Origin of the sequence: Acidiphilium sp. AL (assembly GCF_025499445.1) — a bacterium.
Taxonomy (GTDB): domain Bacteria; phylum Pseudomonadota; class Alphaproteobacteria; order Acetobacterales; family Acetobacteraceae; genus Acidiphilium; species Acidiphilium iwatense.
Genome location: NZ_JAIMBZ010000006.1, coordinates 20,560 through 41,260, shown reverse-complemented (window position 1 = coordinate 41,260; position 20,701 = coordinate 20,560). Strand labels below are relative to the sequence as shown.

Sequence of the window (20,701 nt, the reverse complement as noted above, 5' to 3'; positions counted from 1 at the left end):
GTCGATGAAACGGTTCTGGCACTCCGCCGCCTGCGTGGTGGTGGAGGATGGATTCGGCATCTCGCTCGACGGCAAGCCACTTCGCCTGCCCGGCGGCGCGCCGCTCGCGGTGCCGTCCCGTCCGCTCGCCGAGGCGATCGCCGCCGAATGGAGCGCGGCCGGCCACGGCATCGCGGCGGATGATTTGCCGCTCACCCGGCTCGCCGGTGCAGCGATCGAGCGGATCGCTCCCGATCCCGAGCCGGTCCGCGGCAATCTGCTTGCCTATGGCCGCACCGATCTGCTCTGCTACCGCGCCGAGGCGCCGGACGATCTCGCCAGCCTCCAGCATCAGGCGTGGCAGCCCTGGCTCGACTGGGCGGCGGAGAGCTTCGGGGCACGGCTTGCCACGACGACCGGGATGATCGCCGTCCATCAATCCGATGCGGCAATCGCCGCCCTCGCGCGCGTGCTCGTAGCGGAAAATTGCTGGGCCCTGGCCGGACTCGGCGTCATCGTGCCGGCGCTTGGCAGCCTCGTGCTCGGCCTTGCCACGCTGCGCGGCGCATTGGCTCCCGAAGCGGCCTACGGCCTCGCCACCCTGGACGAGACCTGGCAGGAGCGGAAATGGGGGACCGACCCCGAAGCCCTGGCACGGCGCCGCGCGGTCGGTGCCGAGATTGCATCCGGCGTGAGGTTCGTTACACTCGCGCGGTCATGATGGGCATGATCGCACGGCACGCGCCATGATCGCGAAGACCCTGCGCCTGTCGGGCCGGGTGCAAAATGTGGGGTTCCGCGACTGGATGGTGACGCGCGCCCGCCGCCTCGGCCTCGCCGGCTGGGTGCGCAACCGGCGCGACGGCTCGGTGGAAGCGCTGATTGCCGGGGATGCGCCTTCGGTCGAGGAATTGCTGCGCGCCTGCCGGCGCGGGCCGCCCGGTGCCGAGGTGCGCGACATCATCGAGGATTTCGCCAACCCGCCCGCCGAGCCTGGTTTTTTCAAGCGGCCGTCGGAATAGGCGAACGACATACCGGGTTTGAGCGTTCACCGCGGCAGATAGACCGACGCAATCAGCCCTTTGCCGCCGTGTTTGTTGGCCAGGGTGATATCCCCGCCATGGGCGCGGATGGCGTTGCGCGCGATGGCAAGTCCGAGCCCGGTGCCGCCGGTTTCGCGGTTGCGGCTGGACTCGACCCGGCGGAACGGCTCGAAAACCCGGTCGAGCTCGGCGGCGGGAATCCCCGGCCCGTCATCCTCGATGTCGATCCGCAGCGTATCGCGCGCCGCATCGCGCAGCGTTACCCGCGCCGAATCGCCATATTTCAGCGCATTGCCGATCAGATTCGCAAAGGCGCGCTTGAGTGCCAAGGGCCGGGCGCGCAATGTGACATGCGACGGCCCGTCATAGCGCAGCGCATCGGCGCATTCCGGGATGATATCGGCGGCTTCGTCGAGCACGGTGCGCAGCAGGGTCACGAGATCGACAGGCACGCTCGCCTCGCTTTGCGCCACGTCCCGCCCGAAGGCGAGAGTCGATGCCAGCATAGCCTCCAACTCGTCGAGATCGCCGAGGAATTTTTCCCGCTGCTGATCGTCTTCCAGAAATTCGGTGCGCAGCTTGAGCCTGGTGATCGGCGTGCGCAGATCGTGGCCGATCGCCGAAAGCAGGAAGGTCCGGTCCTCGACGAAGCGGCGGATTCGCATGGCCATGGTATTGAAGGCGACCGCTGCGGTGGCGATTTCGGTGGGGCCACTTTCCGGCAATGCGGGTGCGTGGGCGATATCGCGCCCGAGCTGTTCGGCGGCCTCGGCCAGGGTGCGCACCGGCGCGGTGAGCCGGAATACCGCCCAGAAAATCAGCAACGCGCCCAGGACGAACATCACGATGAAGGCGGTCGCGAAGCCGGGGCTTTGCCAGGGTGCCGAGGGATGAAACGGCGAGGAGATGGTCAGCCAGCCCTGATCCGGCAGTTTGAAGCTCAGGATCATGCGCGGCGGCGACTGGATTCTGCCGCGCATCAGGATGCGGTGCGGGCGAAAGCGCGGTTTCATCGGAAAGGCCAGGATGGAGCCGCGGATGATCTGCCGTGCCGGCAGCGGCAGGGCGAAGCTGCCCGAAAAAGGCGGGATGGGGTCCAGGCTGATCCGTTCGCCGTTCAGCCCCTGCTCGGCGGCGACGATCGACGGGCGATCCTCCGCCGGCGCCAGCGCGACGCGCCGATAGAGCAGGATATCCCGCGTCGCGATTTCGCGCTCGGCGATGATGTGATTGAGCGCCATCTGATTGGCCGTATGAATCCCGAGCCCGATCGCCTGCACCACCGCGAAACCGGCAAGCAGCGTCAATGCGGTGCGCCAGGCGAGGCTGGCCGGCCAGAGACGGAATCGCATCGGGCGTGAGATCATGTGCGTTCGACCGAGGCGGCGAGCACATAGCCGCCGCCGCGCACGGTCTTGATGAGCTGGGCGTTGCGCCCGTCATCCTCCAGTTTGCGGCGCAGCCGGGAAATCGCGACATCGATCGCCCGGTCGAACGGGCCGGCCTGCCGGCCGCGCAAGAGGTCGAGCAGCATGTCTCGGGTCAGCACGCGGTTCGGCCGGTCGAGCAGCGCCACCAGCAGATCGTATTCGCCGCCGGTCAGCGCCACATCGACGCCCTGCGGATCGACCAGCCGGCGCCGCGCGGTTTCCAGAACCCAGCCGGCGAATGTGTAGAGCCGTGCCGGCTGCTCCCGGCCGCGCTCCTCGCCCTCGCCCACCCGGCGCAGCACCGCGCGGATGCGCGCGACCAGCTCGCGCGGGTTGAACGGCTTGGTTACATAATCGTCGGCGCCGAGTTCGAGGCCGATGATCCGGTCCGGCTCCTCGCCCAGCGCGGTGAGCATGATGATCGGCACCTTGGTTTCAGTGCGCAGCCAGCGCGCGAGATCGAGCCCGGATTCGCCCGGCAGCATCAGGTCGAGCACGACAAGCTGGTAATGTCCGTTGAGGAAGGCGCGGCGCGCCTCCCGCCCGTCGCGCGCGGCGGTGACGCGGAAGCGCTGGCGTTCGAGGAAGCGGGCGAGCAGGTCGCGGATGTCCCGATCGTCGTCGACCACCAGAATATGCGGCATGGTTTCCATGGCTGTTACAATAGCGTGAAGCCGCGGCGCGCGGCAGGCCGCGTTGCACTTCATTACGTTTCGTACCCGGCGCTCACGATCGGGCCGGCGAAATAAAATTCACTTGCGCCAGCGGGGGTTTGGGTCTATCGCGCCGCTCACGCAGCGCGTCACAGGCGCTGCTCACGCAGCAACGCACGTGCCTCTGCCTCCCATCCGGGGGTTACGCAACGACGTCAAGCGTTCTGGCAACACCCGGCGCCGCACGCGCCGGTTTCGTCTGGTCGCTGGTTCGTTCGACCGTTTCGCAACCCGTCCCGCGCATCGCGCGGGGCTGCACGTCTGGAAAGGGAGTGGGTTCATGACCCCGAAACTCGCCCGTTTTCTCGATTCCGGCGCCTACGCCACCCCTGCCGTCGCGGTTGATCTCGATCGCGTGGCGGCGAATTTCGCCGCTTTGCACGCGGCGTTGCCCGACGCCGCGATCTATTACGCCGTGAAGGCCAACCCGGCCGCCCCGATTCTCGACCGTCTGGCCGGGCTTGGCTCGCGCTTCGACGCCGCGAGCATCGAGGAGATCCGCGCCTGTCTTGCCGCCGGCGCCGATCCAGGCACGATCAGCTTCGGCAATACGGTGAAGAAGCAAAGCGCGATCGCCGAGGCGCATGAGCACGGCGTTGAGCTGTTCGCCTTCGATTCCGGCGAGGAACTGGCGAAACTGGCTCAAGCGGCACCGGGAGCGAAAGTGTATTGCCGGCTTTCGGTCAGCCAGAGCGGCGCGGATTGGCCGCTCTCGCGCAAATTCGGCACCTCGGCGGATCATGCGCGCGATCTGCTGATCGAAGCGCGCGATCTCGGGCTGATTCCGCACGGCGTGTCGTTCCATGTCGGCAGCCAGCAGACCGGGGTTGGCGCCTATCGGACCGCGATCGCCCAGGCGGCGATGGTGTTCACCGATCTGCGCGCTCGCGGCATCGACCTGCGCCTGCTCAATCTCGGCGGCGGCTTCCCGATCCGCTATCGCGAGGACGTCCCGCCGATCGAAACCTTCGGCGAGGCCATCATGGCGTCGGTGCGCGCCGCCTTCGGCAACGACCTGCCCGATCTGCTGATCGAACCGGGCCGCGCGGTGGTGGGCGATGCCGGGGTCGCGGTGTCCGAAGTGGTCCTCGCCTGCGCGCGCGCCGAAGATGGCGGGCGGCGCTGGGTCTATCTCGATATCGGACGGTTCGGCGGTCTCGCCGAAACCGAAGGCGAAGCCATCCGCTACCGGATTTCCGCCCCCGGCATCGCCGGTGCGGCGACGCCCGCCGTGATCGCAGGACCGTCCTGCGACGGGGTGGACGTGATGTATCGCGACACCGGGTATCGCCTGCCTTCGGCGCTGAAAGCGGGCGACCGCGTGCTGATTCACGACACCGGCGCCTATGTCACAACTTATGCGAGCCAGGGATTCAACGGTTTTCCGCCGCCGCAGGAATACTATCTGTGATGTCGGTCGCGCTGCCGACGGAATCCGGCGGCGCATGGCAACCGCAACAGGGAGGATATCATGACGGACAAGATCACCACCACGACCGGCAGCATCGAGATCGAGGCCGCCGACGGCAGCTTCAAGGCTTACACCGTAACGCCCTCGACCAAACCGACCGGCGCCGTGGTTGTCATCCAGGAGATTTTCGGGGTGAACGACGCGCTGCGGGCGACCTGCCAGGAAATCGGCGAGATGGGCTATATCGCGGTCGCGCCCGATTTGTTCTGGCGGCAGGAACCAGGCGTGGACATCACCGACAAATCCGAAGCCGAGTGGAAACAGGCCTTCGCTTTGATGAACGGGTTCGATCAGGACAAGGGCATCGATGATCTCAAATCCACCCTGGTCGCCGCGCGCAAAATGCCGGGCTGCAACGGCCGCGCGGGCACCGTCGGCTTCTGCCTCGGCGGCAGGCTCGCGGTGATGATGGCGACGCGTTCGGACGCCGATATCAACATTTCCTATTACGGCGTCATGCTCGACAAGCTCGTGCCCGAATTCGGCAACATCAGGCACCCTCTTCTGGTGCATATCGCCGAACAGGACGAGTTTTCCAGCGAAACGGTGCGCAACGCCGTGCTCGCCGGCGCGAAGGGCAATCCGCATATCGTGACGCACATATATCCGGGCGTGCCGCACGCCTTCGCGCGGGTGAATGGCGTGCATTACGACCGTCGCGCCGCGACCATCGCCAATGGCCGCACGGCGGAAGCGCTGGTCTCCGTGCTGGGTTGATCAAGCGCCGCTCGCTGATCGCCGGTATCGTTTCGATGCCGGCGGCGGGGTGGGCCGGGGCATCGAAGCCTCTTTCGCTCGCGCAACCGCTGACCGGGGCGATCCGCAAGCGGCTCAGCGCCGTTCCGCGAGGGCCGGCGCTCCTCGCGAGCTATCCCGATGCGGCAGCCAATGCGGATTTTCCAGAATTCGCGCCGGCCAACGACACGGCAGCCTATACCTATGACAATGCGTTAGCCGGGCTGGCGCTGCTCGCCGCCGGACACGCGCTGGAAGCCGCGCGGATCGCCGATGCATTTGTGGCGGCGCAGGCGCATGACCCCGATTTTCGCGACGGCCGGCTGCGCAACGCCTATCGCGCCGGCCCGGTGACGCCGCCGATCGCCCTGCCCGGCTGGTGGGACGCGGAGGCGAAGCTCTGGGCCGAGGACCCGTATCAGGTGGGCAGCGAGGCGGGGCCGATCGCCTGGGCGATCCTGCTCTGGACCGCTTTGCGCGAGGCGGGGGTGAACGGCGCGCGCTATGACGCGGCGGCACGGCGCGCGGCGGGCTGGATCGTGGCGCATTGCCATGACAAGAACGGTTTCTCCGGCGGATATTTCGGCTTTCCGCCGCATCCGCAAAAACTTCTCTGGCTCAGCACGGAGCAGAATACCGATCTCGCAATCGGTTTCGCGCGGCTCGGGATGCACGCGGATGCTGCCCGCGCCGCGGGATTCGTCCGCTCGATGCTCGATCCCGCGACCGGATTGTTCGCCGCCGGGCTGACGCCGGATGGCGCGCGCAACGGACTGCTCGCGGCCGATGCGAATCTCTGGCCGTATCTCGCCGGATTGGCGGACGGATCGGTCATCGCGCCGGCACTGCGCGCGCTCGGCTGGCCGCACGCCCACCCCGCCGGCATCGGATTCAGCGCGGCGAGCCGTGGCATCTGGACCGAAGGCACTGCCTTCGCGGCGCTGTCGCTTCGGCGTGCCGGACGAACCCGCGAGGCGGCACGCTTTCTCGCCACACTCGGGCATCAGGGCGCACCTGACGGTTATCTCTTCACGACGGATCAGCAGAGACTGGCCACCGGCCTGACCATCGGACCGGGTGCAAATTCACCGAAATTCGCCTATTACCGGGTTCCGGCCCTGGCACCCACAGCCTGGTCGGCGCTTGCGGCCCTTGGAATCAACCCGCTGCGCCGATGAATTCCGGCGCGCCACAAAATTCTTGCGCCACCCGATATTCTGTTGTTCAACCTGTATATTCGTTGGGATGAGTAAATAATTTGCCGAAAACTGCGGTTGAATTGTTGCGGGGAGAAACGGAGATCGATGCCGCCTGGGCGGTGTTCGATGCCGAATGGTATCTGGCCACCTATCCCGAGGCCGATCATTGCTGCGGCAGCGATCCCGGCCTCGCGCTCGATTATTATCTCCGCTTCGGCTGCAGGCTCGGCCACAGCCCAAGCCCGCTCTTCGACGAACTGTTCTATCTGAACCGGAACCCGGATGTCGCCGCCCTGATCCGTGCCGGCCAGTATCGCTCAGGCTTCGATCATTACTGCCAGCACGGCTATCGGGGGCTTTCGCCGCACTGGCTGTTCGACGATGCGCTTTACGGGCGGCTCTACGAGGATATGACCCTCGACAATCTCGACCGGCATCGCTGTTTCGGCCGCTACGACCATTGGCTGAAATCGGGCCAGCGCGAGGCGCGGATCGGCCATTTCATGTTCGACCCGCAATTTTACCGCGCGCGCGCGATCGAGGCGGGCGCCGATCCCGAAGACCTCGAACGGTGCGGCCCGTTCGCGCATTATCTGTATGCGCTTTACCGCGATGTACCGGAATTGGCCGCCTCGCCCTATTTCGCGCCGGATTGGTATGCCGCGACCCACGACCGGGCGCGCGCCGCGATCGCCGCAGGCATCGTGCGCAACGCGCTGCACCATTATGTGACCCTCGGCGGCCAGGACGGTTTCGATCCGGTGCCGGAATTCTCCGAATCCTATTATCGCGACACCTATCCCGACATTCGGGCGGCGATCGAAGCCGGACATTTTCCGAGCGGTTACCGGCACTTCGTGCAATTCGGCGCGTTCGAACTGCGCCGGCCGCGCGGCGATATCGACCTGCTCTATTATCGCGACATGAACCCGCGCGTGCGCGACGATCTCAACGCGGGACATGTGCGCGATGCGTTTGCCCATCTGCGCATGATCGGGTTGAAGGACAATCTCGTCTTTTGCCCACCCGAACGCGTACCGGACATTGCCGAGCCGGCGGCGAAGCAGCTTTTCGAACTCAAGGCCCGCAATCAGGTCGCGCTGTTCGCGCGCAGGCGGCTGAATTTTGCACAGCACGGACCTGCGGCGCTCGCCGTGGTGATGGTGCTGTTCAACAGGTTCGAGCTGACGATGCTGGCACTTGCCTCGTTGCGCGACAATTACGCGGACGATATCGAGCTTATCATCATCGACAACGCCTCGACCGACGACACCAGGCGGATCGAAACCTATGTGATGGGTGCGACGATCGTTCACAGCCGGGAAAATCTCGGTTTTCTCAAGGCGTGCAACCGGGCATTGGAACTGGTGACCGCGCCCGCGCTGCTTTATCTCAACAACGATATCGAACTCGGCCATGGCGCGATCGCCGCCGCACTCGACCGCCTCGAAACCGATACCGCCATCGGTGCGGTCGGCGGCAAGGTCATTCGTACCCATGGCCGCCTGCAGGAAGCCGGCTCGATCATCTGGGCGGATGGCAGCACGATCGGTTACCTGCGCGACGCGTCACCGTTAGCACCCGAGGCCAATTTCGTGCGCGACGTGGATTACTGTTCGGGCGTGTTCCTGCTCTGCCGGACCGATCTGATCAGGCGGCTCGGCGGCTTCGATGAGGCATTCAGCCCCGCCTATTACGAAGAAGCCGATCTCTGCGTACGGATGATCGAAGGCGGGCATCGCATCGTCTATGATCCCGATGTCGTCGTGCATCATCTCGAATTCGGCAGCGCCGCCAATACCGAAGCATCGATGGCACTGATGCGACGGGGGCGGCGTGTATTCAAGCGCAAACACGCCGCGTTTCTCAAGACCAAATTCGAATCCACGCCTGCCAACATCATCAAGGGGCGCGCGTTGGACGGCAGGGGAAAGCGCGTTCTATTCCTGGAAGATACCGTGCCGGTGCGGCGCCTGGGTTCCGGATTCGTCAGATCCAATGACGCGGTGCGCGCGATCGCCGAAGCGGGCTGGCGGGTTTCGGTGCTACCGGTCAACGGCGCGCGCCACGATATCATGAGCCTGTTCGGCGACCTGCCTGACACGGTCGAGGTCCTGCACGACCGGACCATCCTGACCCTACCGCAATTGCTGGAGGAGCGGCAGGATTTTTACGACGCGATCTGGATTTCCCGCACCCATAATCTCGACCGGACCTTGCCGATCTTCCGGGAAGCCGGCATCGATCCGGTGCGCACTCCGTTCGTTCTCGATACCGAGGCGATCGTGGCCGCACGGGATGCTGCGTCCGCTGCCGTCGGTTCCGAGCGAGGCGATTTCGATCTTGCCGCCGCTTTGCAGGACGAATTCCGCAACGCCGATGTCTGCCGGCACGTGACGGCGGTGAACCAGGCCGAAGCCGCGATGTTGCGCGAACTGGGCCTGCCGCAGGTTTCGGTTCTGGGGACGATCCGCGATCTCGATCCGACACCGCGCGGTTTTTCCGCGCGTGAGGGGATTCTGTTCATCGCGAGCATCCATCGGCGCGACAGCCCGAATTTCGATTCGCTGCGGTGGTATCGCGATGCGATCCTCCCGGCGCTGATCCGCGAGATGGGCACGCCGCCGAAGCTCATTTTCATCGGCTACACCGCACCGGATATCGATCTTTCGGAATTCGCCGATAATCCTCATATCGAGATTCGCGGCAGCGTGGACGATATTCGCCCCGCCTATAACAGCCACCGGGTTTTCATCGCGCCGACGCGATTTGCCGCCGGCACGCCCTACAAGGTTTATGAAACCGCGTCGTTCGGATTGCCTTGTGTCGCAACCGATCTGCTGATCCGTCAGCTCGGCTGGGACAAGGATGCGGAAATCGCCGGCGCCGCGGTGGACGACGCGCGCGGCTTCGCCCGTGAAATCGCCCGCCTCTATTGCGACGAAGAGACCTGGCGGGGGATGCGCGAAGCGGCTTTGCGCCGGCTGGAACGCGAGAACACCCGCGCGCGTTTCGACGCCACTGTGAAATCGATTCTCGACGAGGCAGGCAAGCCAGCATCGAAACGCCGTCCGTATCTGCGTGCCGTTAGTTAGAACGTGATCGGTTCATGCCGATCACGCTCTACTCATATTTTGGCGAGCAAGTTGGCCGGTTCCGATTGAACGAAATGGTTCAATCAGAACCTACCTTGCTCTAAGCTGTACGGTCGCCGCCAACGCCGATCGCCGCCTGGGCGGCCGCCAGGCGCGCCACCGGCACGCGATACGGACTGCACGAGACGTAATCGAGACCGATTTCCTCGCAGAACGTGATCGATGTCGGATCGCCGCCATGCTCGCCGCAAATACCGAGCTTAAGATTAGGCTTGGTAGCGCGGCCTTTTTCGGCCGCGATGCGCACCATCGCGCCGACGCCTTCGATATCGATCGTGACAAACGGATCCTTCGGCAGGATGCCGGATTCCACGTAGCGCGGCAGGAATTTTCCAGCATCGTCGCGTGATAGGCCAAACACCGTCTGCGTCAGATCGTTGGTGCCGAATGAGAAGAAATCGGCGGATTCGGCGATCGCATCGGCGGTCAGGGCCGCACGTGGCAATTCGATCATCGTGCCGATGCTGTATTCCAGCGTCTGGCCGGCCTCGTCGAACACCGATCTGGCGACGCGCTCGACCTGCTCGCGGGTGATGTCAAGCTCGCGCTTCATGCCGACCAGCGGGATCATGATTTCCGGCACCGGCGCCTTGCCGGTTTCCTTCGCGACCTCAAGCGCCGCTTCGAAAATGGCGCGGGCCTGCATTTCATAAATTTCCGGGTATGAAACGCCGAGGCGGCAGCCGCGATGGCCGAGCATCGGATTCGCCTCGCTGAGTTCGGAGGCGCGCTGGCGCATCGCGTCCACGCCCATTCCCAATGCGATTGCCACCTCCTCGAGTTCGGCCTCGCCATGCGGCAGAAATTCGTGCAGCGGCGGATCGAGCAGGCGGATCGTTACCGGAAGCCCGGCCATGATGCGGAACAGACCGACGAAATCCTTCCGCTGGAATGGCAGAAGTTTTTCGAGTGCGATGCGCCGCCCGCGTTCGTCGGACGCCATGATCATCTGTCGTACCGCCCCGATGCGCTCGGGGTCGAAGAACATGTGTTCGGTGCGCGACAGGCCGATTCCCTCGGCGCCGAATTTGCGCGCGGTTTCGGCATCGAGCGGCGTCTCGGCATTGGCGCGAACTTTCAGCCTGCGAATGTTATCGGCCCAGCCCATCAGCTTTGCGAAGTCGCCGGAGAGTTGCGGTTCGATCATCGGCACCGATCCGGCGAAAACCTCGCCGGTGGCGCCGTCGAGCGTGATGGTATCGCCGGCACGGATGCTGACGCCGCCGGCCGAAAGCGTCTTGGCGCCGTAATCGACATGGATACCGCCGGCACCCGCGACGCAGGGGCGGCCCATGCCACGCGCAACGACTGCGGCATGACTTGTCATGCCGCCGCGTGTCGTCAGGATGCCGCGCGCGGCGTGCATGCCGTGGATATCCTCGGGGCTGGTTTCGATCCGCACCAGAATGACCGCTTCGCCTTTCTGCGCGCGCATTTCCGCCTCGTCGGCCGAAAACACGACGAGGCCGGAGGCAGCACCTGGCGACGCGGGCAAGCCCTTCGACAGCAATTTGCGCGGCGAGTTCGGATCAAGCGTGGGATGCAACAACTGGTCGAGCGATTGCGGGTTGACCCGCGTGACCGCCTCGCGCTGGTCGATCAAATTTTCCTCGGCCATTTCGACCGCGATGCGCACACTCGCCGAGGCAGTACGTTTTCCGTTTCGAGTTTGCAACATGTAGAGCTTGTTGCGCTGAATCGTGAACTCGATGTCCTGCATGTCGTGATAGTGGCGTTCCAGCGTCTCGCGCACTCGCTTGAGCTCCGCATAGGCCTCGGGCAAAGCCTCTTCCATGCTGATCTCGCCGGGTTTCGCATAGGATTTCGAAAGCGGGCGCGGCGTGCGGATGCCTGCGACCACGTCTTCGCCCTGCGCGTTGACGAGATATTCGCCGTAGAATTCATTGAGCCCGGTGGACGGATCGCGGGTGAAGCACACGCCGGTCGCGCAGTCCTCGCCCATATTGCCGAACACCATGGCCTGGACATTGACCGCCGTGCCCCAGTCGGCGGGAATTTCGTGCAAACGGCGATAGGTGATGGCGCGCTGGTTCATCCACGAGCCGAACACGGCGCCCATGGCGCCCCAGAGCTGATCGTGCGGGTCCTGCGGGAAGGGCTTGCCGGTTTCGGCCTGGACAACCTCCTTGTAGCTTTCGACGACGCGGTGCCAGTCCTGCGCGGTGAGCTGCGTGTCTTCGACGGTGCCTTCGTCGAGTTTCACGTTCTCGATGATTTCCTCGAAGCGATGATGGGCGACGCCGAGAACCACCGAACCGTACATCTGGATGAAACGGCGGTAGGAATCCCAGGCAAAACGCGCATCGCCAGCACCTTCGGCAAGTCCCTGGACCGTGACGTCGTTGAGGCCGAGATTGAGCACAGTGTCCATCATGCCGGGCATCGACACCCGCGCACCGGAGCGCACGGAAACCAGCAGGGGTTTGTGCTTGTCGCCGAATCTGCGGCCGACTTCCTGCTCGATTTTCGTGAGCGCCGCATCGACCTGATTCTGCAATCCAGCGGGATATTGCCGGTCATTGGCGTAGAACTGGGTGCAGACCTCGGTGGTGATGGTGAAGCCGGGCGGCACCGGCAGGCCGATGCTGGCCATTTCCGCAAGGTTGGCACCCTTGCCGCCGAGCAGGTTGCGCAGCGCGGCACTGCCATCGCTGGCACCGGGGCCGAAACTGTAAACATATTTGCTCATGGCGGTGTTACCCTTCCAGTTTCGAGAAATCGGCGATTTGGTGCATCACGTCGCGTAGCCTTGCGAGCAGGCGAAGCCGGTTGCGGCGCAGCGCCGGATCGTCGGCGTTGACAGTGACGTGTTCGAAGAAGGCATCGACGGGTTCGCGAAGTGTCGTCAATTCACCCAATGCCGCCCCGAACTGATCTGTTGATAAAAAAATTTTGACCGATTTGATAATGTCATCGAGCTTGTTTCGAAACGCGATTTCTTCATCCGCAATAAGACTGAGCGGCTCGATTTCCCCGATATGCGGCCCATCCTTGGCGTCTTCGATCCGCAGGATATTGGCCGCCCGCCGATACGCGACGACAAGATTGGCGCCATTATCGGTTGCGAGAAAATTACCGAGATCGTCGGCACGTTTCATGATTCGAAGCAGATCGTCATCCGGTGCGGCCTCGAATACGGCGTTGAGAATGTCGAATCGCCGGCCTTCACTGCGCAACTTCACGCGCAGCCGGTCGAGAATGAAGTCGAACAGCTCCGTGTTTTCCAGCAACAAATTCAGCTTCAGGGTCAGCCTGTTTTCGAGGATGATCCGAATGACGCCGAGGGCGGCACGGCGCAGCGCGTAGGGATCGCCGGAGCCGGTCGGCTTCTCGCCGATGCGGAAGAATTCGCGCAGCGTGTCGAGCTTGTCGGCAAGTGCGACGGCGCAGGGAATGATACCGCGCGACACCTCGTCGCTCGGGCCTTTGGGTTGGTAATGGGTGCGGATCGCCGCTCCTACCGCCGGATCATCGGCATAATAGCCGCCCATGATGCCTTGCAGTTCGGGAAATTCGCCGACCATACCGGTCACAAGGTCGGCCTTGCAGAACCTTCCCGCCCGTTCGGCCTGATCGGCAACGGAATCATAACCGAGAGCTGCGGCGATTTCGCGCGCGAGTGTGGCGATGCGTTCGGCGCGGTCGAACTGCGTGCCGAGCCTGGCGTGAAACGTGACGGATTTCAGCTTCGGCAGATAATCCGACAAAGAATGCTTGCGGTCGAGGTTCCAGAAATGCTCGGCATCGGCGAGGCGCGCGCGCAGCACCCGCTCGTTGCCGGCGACGATCGTGGCACCGCCGTCATTGGCTTCGATATTGGCGACGAAGGCGAAATATGGAGCCGGATTTCCCGATGAATCGCGCGTGGCGAAATAACGCTGGTTCACCCGCATCGACAATTCGCGCACTTCCGGCGGCAGCGCCATGTGCCGTGGCTCGATGCGTCCGATCAGCGGCACCGGAAATTCGACCAAGCCGGCCACTTCATCGAGCAGGGCAGCATCTTCGACGAGGGTGAGGCCACGCGACGCGGCTTCCGCGCGCAACCCCGCTTCGATTTTGGCTCGTCGCTTCGCCGCATCCGCGACGACATAACGGCGTTCGAGTTCGCTTTCCCATTGCGCGGCGCTGGTGACCCTGAATGTGCCCGGCGCCATGAAACGATGGCCTTCGCTCTCGTCCGAGGCGGTAACGGGGCCGATGGTGATGGGCACTACCTCGCCATCGAGCAGGCAGGTGATCCGGCGTAGCGGCCGCACCCAGGCAAAATCGCCAGACTCGCCCCAGCGCATCGATTTCGGCCAAGGCAGCTTGCTGACGACAGACGGCAAAACCTCTGGGATAATCGCTCGCGCTGGCCGGTTCCCGATCGTTGGCCGCAGGACAAAGAATTCGCCCTCCCGCTCCAACGCATCGGCGGTAACCCGGTGTTTGCGCAGGAAGCCTTCGATCGCCGCCGGCAGCGCGCCAACGCGCGGTCCGCGAATCGCTGCGGTGCCACCGTCGCTGGACAGTGCCGCATCGATTTCCGCACGATAGGCGATGCGGCGCGGGGCAAACCAGATTTTGCCAGCACGCGGCCGCAGACTGCCGAACGCGCGTTCGACGATACGCTGCAACTGTTCCGCCGCCGCCGCCTGCATCCGCGCCGGGATTTCCTCGGAGAACAGTTCCAGAAAAAACTCGGGCATCAGGCCGTCTCCCCGGCAACCCACGCCTCGGCGCAGGCTTTGGCGAGGGTTCTCACCCGGCCGATATAGGAGGCGCGCTCGGCGACCGAAATCACCCCGCGCGCGTCGAGCAGGTTGAACAAATGGCTCGCCTTGATGCAGTAATCATAGGCGGGAAGCGCCAGTTTGCGCGCGACCAGCGCGCCGCATTCGGCTTCCGCGTCCGCGAAATGGCGGATCAGCATATCGGTATCGGCGAATTCGAAATTATGCGCCGAATACTCTTTCTCCGCGCGGAGAAACACATCCCCGTAGGTGGTTCCCGCGTCGTTGAAGCGGAGCGAAAACACGTTCTCCACGCCCTGGACATACATCGCCAGACGTTCCAGCCCGTAGGTCATCTCGAAGCTCGGCAGATCGACCGCGATGCCCCCCACCTGCTGGAAATAGGTGAACTGGCCGACCTCCATGCCGTCGCACCAGACCTCCCAGCCGAGCCCCCAGGCACCGAGGGTCGGGCTTTCCCAGTCGTCTTCGACGAAACGAAAATCGTGGCGCAGCGGATCGAGGCCGATCGCGCGGTAGCTTTCCAGCAGCAGATCCTGCGCGTCGGCCGGGCTTGGCTTGATGATGACCTGGTACTGGTAATAATGCTGCAGCCGGTTCGGGTTCTCGCCATAGCGCCCGTCGGACGGCCGGCGCGACGGCTGAACGTAGGCCGCCGCCCATGACTTCGGCCCCAGGGCGCGCAGCGTGGTGGCCGGGTGGAAGGTGCCGGCGCCCATTTCCATATCGTAGGGTTGCAAAATCACGCAGCCCTGGCGCGCCCAGAACCGGTGCAGGGTGAGGATGATATCCTGGAAGCTCAGCGCGGAAGAACTGGCGGCGTGTTTCAGGTCGGCCATGATACCATGTTAAGAGGGTGGCGTTTCGCGACGCACCATTACGGGGCAGATGGGATGAGGGCAAGGTTGCACCGGCATGACTGGGCCGGGATCGGCGTGGTTCTGGCCGTTGGGGTCGCCGCGATCCTGTTCCGCGAGGTGACTATCGTGCCGCGCGCCTATGTCGGCGTCTGCGCCGGGCCGCAGGCGCCGCTGGTCTGCGTGCCACGCCAGGCTGTGCTGTGGCTGCAATATGAGCGGCTGTTCGGGCTGGCCTCCCTGGTGCTCGGCCTGCTCGGCTTCGCCTTCGCGCGGCGCTGGCCGGGGGTCGCGGCGCTGGCGGTCGGGGTCGCTGCCGTGGTGAACTATAACGGCACGGAAGGCATTATCGGCGCGGCATTGGGGTTATGGGGCTGGCTCGAAGCCGCCGCTCCACGCTATGCCGGCGCGACGAACGGAGGACAAAATGCTCGCCAATAGCCAGACCATGCTCGATTTCGATCTCGGCCCGGAGATCGACGCCTTGCGCGAGACGGTGCGCCGGTTCGCCCAGGCCGAGATCGCGCCGCGCGCCGCCGCGATCGACCGCGATAACGATTTCCCGGCTGATCTCTGGCCGAAATTCGGCGAGATGGGGCTGCTCGGCGTCACCGTGCCGGAAGAATATGGCGGCGCCGGCCTCGGCTATCTGGCGCATTCGGTGGCGATGGAGGAAATCTCCCGCGCCTCGGCCTCGGTCGGGCTGTCCTACGGCGCGCATTCGAATCTCTGCGTCAACCAGATCAACCTGAACGGCACCGAGGCGCAGAAGCGCAGATACCTGCCCGGCCTGCTCGACGGCAGCGCCGTCGGCGCGCTGGCGATGAGCGAGCCGAATGCCGGGTCGGATGTGGTGTCGATGCGGCTGCGCGCGGAGAAGCTCGGGAACACCTACGTTCTCAACGGCACGAAAATGTGGATCACCAACGGACCGGATGCGGATACGTTGGTCGTCTATGCCAAGACCGACCCGGAAGCCGGTGCGCGCGGCATCACCGCCTTCATCGTGGAGCGAGACATGCCGGGCTTCTCCTGCGCTCAGAAGCTCGACAAGCTCGGGATGCGCGGCTCGAACACCGGGGAACTGGTGTTCGAGGATTGCGCCGTGCCGGAGCAGAACATCCTCGGCGGGCTGGGGCGCGGGGTGAATGTGCTGATGAGCGGGCTCGATTACGAACGCGCCGTGCTGGCCGCCGGGCCCTTGGGCATCATGCAGGCCGCTCTCGATATCGTGATCCCCTATGTCCATGAGCGCGAGCAGTTCGGCCAGAAAATCGGCGAGTTTCAGCTCGTTCAGGGCAAGCTCGCCGACATGTATGTGACGATGAGCGCCGCCCGCGCTTACGTTTATGCGGTGGCGAAAGCCTGCGACCGGGGCCGGACCACGCGCAAGGACGCCGCCGGAGCGATCCTGTACGCGGCCGAAAAGGCAACCTGGATGGCGCTGGAGGCGATCCAGTGCCTGGGCGGTAACGGCTACATCAACGACTACCCGACCGGCCGGCTGCTGCGCGACGCGAAACTCTATGAAATCGGCGCCGGCACCTCGGAAATCCGCCGGATGCTGATCGGCCGCGAGCTGTATAAGGAGACAGCCTGATTTGACTTCACGACGGTTCTGCGACAGGCGAGGCTGATGCGTCATTTCCTGGACTTCGAGAAGCCGGTCGCCGAGCTTGAGGCGAAAATAGAAGAACTGCGCCGGATGACCGATCCCGGCGAGCTCAACATCGCCGAGGAGGTCGCCCAGCTCAGCGACAAGGCCGAGCGGCAATTGCGCACGCTCTACGGCAAGCTCACCCCCTGGCAGAAAACCCAGGTCGCGCGCCACCCGGAGCGGCCGAAGGCAAAGGACGTGATCGCCCGGCTGATCACCGAGTTCACGCCACTCGCTGGCGATCGCGGCTTCGCCGAGGATGCCGCGATCATCGCCGGTCCCGGACGATTCGATGGCGAGCCGGTCATGGTGCTTGCGATCGAGAAAGGCTCGGACCTGGAAACCCGGCTCAAGCACAATTTCGGCTCGCCGCGCCCGGAAGGCTATCGCAAGGCGCGGCGGCTGATCGACCTGGCCGGGCGATTCGGTCTGCCGATCCTGTCCTTCGTCGATACCTCCGGCGCCTATCCGGGAATCGACGCCGAAGCGCGCGGCCAGGCGGAGGCGATCGCGCGGGGGATCGAAGCGTGCCTCGCCGCCCCGGTGCCATTCGTCGCCACCATCATCGGCGAGGGCGGATCGGGCGGGGCGATCGCGATTGCCGCAGCCGATGCAGTGCTGATGTTCGAGCATGCGATCTATTCCGTCATTTCGCCGGAAGGCTGCGCCGCGATTCTGTGGGAAGACCGGGCAATGGCCGCACAGGCCGCCGATGCGATGAAGGTGACGGCGCAGGATCTGAAGCGTCTCGGCATCATCGACCGGATCGTGCCGGAACCGCTGGGCGGGGCGCATCGCGCGCCGGAAACGGCGCTGGCTCAGCTGGGCGAGGCGATCGGCACGGCTCTGGCGCCGCTGAAGACGATGGCGCCCGAAGCGCTCAAGGCCAAGCGGCGGGAGAAATTCCTCGCTATGGGGCAGGCTCCGCTGTCCTGAGATTGTCCTCCGGCTTGCGCTCGATCACCCGCAGGAATTGATGCGACATGGCGTGATAGACCGGCTGCTTGCAGACCAGCCGGGACGCCATGGTGCCGAGCACGGCGGCAAGACCGACCGGCACCGTCATTGCCGGATTGCTGGTCATTTCGATGACGATGGCGGTCGCGGTCAGCGGCGACTGCACGACGCCGGAGAAATATCCGGCCATGCCTACCATCGCGAAGGCCGCTACCGGCACACCCGGCACCAGATGGGCGAACGCGGTGCCGACGCCCACCCCGACGGCCAATGACGGCGCGAAAATCCCGCCCGGAATGCCCGACAAATAGGACACCAGGGTCGCCGCCCATTTCAGCGGCGCGAAGCCGATCGGCGGCAGAACCCCGCGCGTGAGCGCCGCCCGTGCCTCGCCATAGCTCGCATCGAACACCTGGCCGTGCGAGATCACGCCCAGGCAGGCCAGGATTATTCCGCACACCACCGCGAAAACCACCGGCCGGCGTTTCGCCAGCGTGTTGATCGGACCGGGCATGAACCGCGCCGGCGCCACCAGAATCCGCGCGAACAAACCGCCCGCCAGACCGCCGATCACGGCGCAGACCGGCACCAGCGCCCAGGCGATTCCGAACGGCAGCATCGCCCGCGAAAATCCGAAATAGGGCTGGTAGCCGAGCACGAGCAGAAGAGTCACCCCGCTCGCGAAGGCGGCGAGCAGAATGGCGCGCACCTGCCGGTCGTCGAAGCTGCGCGCCATTTCCTCGATCGCAAACACAGCCCCGGCGATCGGCGCATTGAACGCGCAGGTGATTCCCGCCGCGCCGCCGGCCAGGATCAGCAGCCGCTGCAGCGCGTGGCTGCGCTCCAGCCCGAAGCGGCCGCAGATATTCATCGCCGCACAGCCGATCTGCACGGTCGGGCCTTCCTTGCCGATCGAGGCGCCGACCGCGAACCCCAGCAGGGTCAGCAGGAACTTGCCCGCCGCGATGCGAAAGGACAGCACCGAATCGACATCCGCCGGGTCCTGCATCTGCAGCCCGGCCATGGCCTGCGGAATGCCCGAGCCCTGCGCGCCGGGAAACACATTGCGAGTAAGAAACACGATGACCGCGAAGCCAGCCGGGCACAGCAGGAACGCCAGCCAGTCGCGTCCCTGGATGACCTGGGCGAACAGGGCGCTCGCGCGCACCACGCCAATACCGAAGGCGATCGAGACCAGCCCGGTGATGATGGCGGCGATAACGAAAATCAGGTTCCGTTTCGCTACCTGCATGTTAGGTCAATCTCCTACGGCAGATGCTTCGCGATATAGGGCGGCAGATGGAACGCGGCGGCATGGATCTCGGGCGACCAATAGCCGGTCGTGCCGAGAATGCCAGCCTCTCGTGCCCGTGCCTCGATCGTTGCCGCCGTATGCGCGGTCAGGCTGGGATCTTTCCCGGCCCAGCCGAGCGTCATGTAGCCGCCGACATAGGTGGGCACCGCGGTGACATAAGCGGTGACATGCGGAAAGAACCGCTTGCGGCGCCGCGACGTATCGCGCAACTCGTCCGCCTGCATGAACGGCACGCCGCACTGATTCACGATCAGTCCGCGAGCGGTGAGGATGCGCGCGCAGTTTTCGTAGAAATCGTCGGTGAACAGCACCTCGCCCACACCGATCGGGTCGGTCGAATCGACGATGATGACATCGAACGAGGCATCCGGCGCGCGCTTCACATAGTCGATGCCGTCACCCACGATAACCTCGGCGCGCGGATCGTCCCACGCGCCGCCGCCGATCGAGGGCAGGAATTCCTTCGACAGGCGAATCACCTCGCCATCGATTTCGACCATGACGGCCTTGGTCACGGTTTTATGCATCAGCACGCGGCGCAAAACGCCGCCATCGCCGGCGCCGATGATGAGCACGGATTTCGCATCGCCATGCGCCAGAATCGGCACATGGGCGAGCATTTCCTGATAGACGAATTCGTCGCCCTCGGTGATCTGCACGATGCCGTCGAGCGTCATCACCCTGCCGTGGGTTTCGCTCTCGAAAATCGCGATGTCCTGAAATTCGCTGCGCGCGCGGGCGAGTTCGCGCACCACGCGAAAGCGCTGGCCCCAGGCCGGATAGAGGGTTTCGTTATACCAGATATCGGTCATGACGGTCTCTCATGCGAAAGCACCGCCCGGTGCCGACCGGGCGGTGCGACGAGGTCATCGGATCGGGTTCAGGCGATCAGGCCGCGGCGCTGCTCGCCAACCTGCACGCTGCTTGGCGTAAACGCCTGCTTGAGCATCGGAATCGCCTTGTACGGGTTGCAGGTGCCGCACATGAAGATGTCCAGCGCCGCATAGCCCCGTTCCGGCCAAGTGTGGATGGAGATATGGCTCTCCGCCAGCACCACCACGCCGGAGACGCCGCCATTCGGCGAGAAATGGTGAAAATGACTGTGCAGGATCGTTGCTCCGGCGGCGAGGGCGGCCGCGCACAGGGTGGCGTCGATCAAATCCGGTTCGTCGAGACGGTCCGCGCCCCACAAATCCACGAGCAGATGCGTGCCGGCGAATTTCACGCCGTCGCGTTCCACGAAATAGTCCTTCGGCAGCGCCATATCGCCGGCTTCGCCGTGAGCAAACGTCTGGTTTTCGCTCGGAATTTCCGAGACCATCCCCAGTCGGGCAAGTGCGTTCATCGCGAACCCCCTCAACCAGTGACAGCCTGTAGAACGCGGCACCGCGCCGCGCCCCCCGGGGCTAAGAGCGCGCGATATGAGGGCATTC

General features: G+C 64.6%; 17 protein-coding genes. 9 read left to right on the top strand and 8 right to left on the bottom strand.

Annotated features, from left to right (window positions below; all coding sequences use genetic code 11):
• The first annotated feature begins 4 nt into the window (after positions 1–4).
• Positions 5–700, top strand: a complete 696-nt coding sequence (locus AiwAL_RS06310; protein ID WP_235704498.1) for an ATP12 family chaperone protein — start codon at positions 5–7, stop codon at positions 698–700.
• Between the two features lie 25 nt (positions 701–725).
• On the top strand, positions 726–1,001 hold the full coding sequence (locus AiwAL_RS06305) for an acylphosphatase (RefSeq protein ID WP_262312335.1): 276 nt from the start codon (positions 726–728) through the stop codon (positions 999–1,001).
• Between the two features lie 26 nt (positions 1,002–1,027).
• Here AiwAL_RS06305 and AiwAL_RS06300 read toward each other — a convergent pair whose 3' ends face one another.
• Positions 1,028–2,374: an ATP-binding protein gene (locus tag AiwAL_RS06300; protein ID WP_262312334.1), complete on the bottom strand. Its 1,347-nt coding sequence runs from the start codon at positions 2,372–2,374 to the stop codon at positions 1,028–1,030.
• A gap of 11 nt (positions 2,375–2,385) precedes the next feature.
• On the bottom strand, positions 2,386–3,105 hold the full coding sequence (locus AiwAL_RS06295) for a response regulator (protein ID WP_235704501.1): 720 nt from the start codon (positions 3,103–3,105) through the stop codon (positions 2,386–2,388).
• 340 nt (positions 3,106–3,445) lie between these two features.
• Between AiwAL_RS06295 and AiwAL_RS06290 the strand changes: the two genes are divergently transcribed.
• The 4 genes from AiwAL_RS06290 to AiwAL_RS06275 all read left to right on the top strand — a co-directional run bounded on the left by AiwAL_RS06290 (position 3,446) and on the right by AiwAL_RS06275 (position 9,665).
• Positions 3,446–4,576 carry a type III PLP-dependent enzyme gene (locus AiwAL_RS06290; RefSeq protein WP_235704502.1) on the top strand — a complete coding sequence of 377 codons (1,131 nt, stop codon included), beginning with the start codon at positions 3,446–3,448 and terminating at the stop codon, positions 4,574–4,576.
• A 60-nt stretch (positions 4,577–4,636) separates the two neighbouring features.
• Entirely contained in the window at positions 4,637–5,353 is a 717-nt protein-coding gene (locus AiwAL_RS06285; RefSeq protein WP_262312333.1) for a dienelactone hydrolase family protein, read from the top strand.
• Positions 5,350–6,549 (top strand): hypothetical protein, encoded by a 1,200-nt coding sequence (locus tag AiwAL_RS06280; protein WP_235704504.1) that lies wholly within the window; start codon positions 5,350–5,352, stop codon positions 6,547–6,549. Before AiwAL_RS06285 ends, AiwAL_RS06280 begins: the two co-directional genes overlap by 4 nt.
• Before the next feature lie 80 nt (positions 6,550–6,629).
• Positions 6,630–9,665 carry a glycosyltransferase gene (locus AiwAL_RS06275; RefSeq protein WP_262312332.1) on the top strand — a complete coding sequence of 1,012 codons (3,036 nt, stop codon included), beginning with the start codon at positions 6,630–6,632 and terminating at the stop codon, positions 9,663–9,665.
• A 100-nt stretch (positions 9,666–9,765) separates the two neighbouring features.
• On the opposite strand, the gene ppdK is transcribed toward AiwAL_RS06275, so the two are convergent.
• From ppdK to AiwAL_RS06260, 3 genes are read right to left on the bottom strand one after another with little or no spacing between them, the layout of a single operon-like run.
• Positions 9,766–12,435, bottom strand: coding sequence for a pyruvate, phosphate dikinase (gene ppdK, locus AiwAL_RS06270; protein WP_262312331.1), 2,670 nt, complete (start codon positions 12,433–12,435; stop codon positions 9,766–9,768).
• A gap of 7 nt (positions 12,436–12,442) precedes the next feature.
• Positions 12,443–14,437 (bottom strand): glycine--tRNA ligase subunit beta, encoded by a 1,995-nt coding sequence (gene glyS, locus AiwAL_RS06265; RefSeq protein WP_262312330.1) that lies wholly within the window; start codon positions 14,435–14,437, stop codon positions 12,443–12,445.
• Positions 14,437–15,321: a glycine--tRNA ligase subunit alpha gene (locus AiwAL_RS06260; RefSeq protein ID WP_235704508.1), complete on the bottom strand. Its 885-nt coding sequence runs from the start codon at positions 15,319–15,321 to the stop codon at positions 14,437–14,439. Before AiwAL_RS06260 ends, glyS begins: the two co-directional genes overlap by 1 nt.
• Positions 15,322–15,375: 54 nt before the next feature.
• On the opposite strand from AiwAL_RS06260, the gene AiwAL_RS06255 reads away from it, so the two are divergent.
• The 3 genes from AiwAL_RS06255 to AiwAL_RS06245 are packed head-to-tail and all read left to right on the top strand — an operon-like array spanning position 15,376 to position 17,932.
• Positions 15,376–15,780: a hypothetical protein gene (locus AiwAL_RS06255; protein ID WP_235704509.1), complete on the top strand. Its 405-nt coding sequence runs from the start codon at positions 15,376–15,378 to the stop codon at positions 15,778–15,780.
• Positions 15,767–16,939: an isovaleryl-CoA dehydrogenase gene (locus AiwAL_RS06250; RefSeq protein ID WP_235704510.1), complete on the top strand. Its 1,173-nt coding sequence runs from the start codon at positions 15,767–15,769 to the stop codon at positions 16,937–16,939. Before AiwAL_RS06255 ends, AiwAL_RS06250 begins: the two co-directional genes overlap by 14 nt.
• 36 nt (positions 16,940–16,975) lie before the next feature.
• Positions 16,976–17,932 (top strand): acetyl-CoA carboxylase carboxyltransferase subunit alpha, encoded by a 957-nt coding sequence (locus AiwAL_RS06245; RefSeq protein ID WP_235704511.1) that lies wholly within the window; start codon positions 16,976–16,978, stop codon positions 17,930–17,932.
• Here the strand turns inward: AiwAL_RS06245 and AiwAL_RS06240 are convergent.
• The 3 genes from AiwAL_RS06240 to speD form a co-directional block, all read right to left on the bottom strand.
• Positions 17,907–19,205 (bottom strand): chloride channel protein, encoded by a 1,299-nt coding sequence (locus tag AiwAL_RS06240; RefSeq protein ID WP_235704512.1) that lies wholly within the window; start codon positions 19,203–19,205, stop codon positions 17,907–17,909. The two genes, AiwAL_RS06245 and AiwAL_RS06240, sit on opposite strands and share 26 nt — an antisense overlap.
• Before the next feature lie 14 nt (positions 19,206–19,219).
• Positions 19,220–20,080 (bottom strand): polyamine aminopropyltransferase, encoded by an 861-nt coding sequence (gene speE, locus AiwAL_RS06235; protein WP_235704513.1) that lies wholly within the window; start codon positions 20,078–20,080, stop codon positions 19,220–19,222.
• A 68-nt stretch (positions 20,081–20,148) separates the two neighbouring features.
• A complete protein-coding gene (gene speD, locus AiwAL_RS06230; RefSeq protein ID WP_235704514.1) occupies positions 20,149–20,613 on the bottom strand; it encodes an adenosylmethionine decarboxylase in 465 nt (154 codons plus the stop codon).
• Positions 20,614–20,701 lie beyond the last annotated feature (88 nt).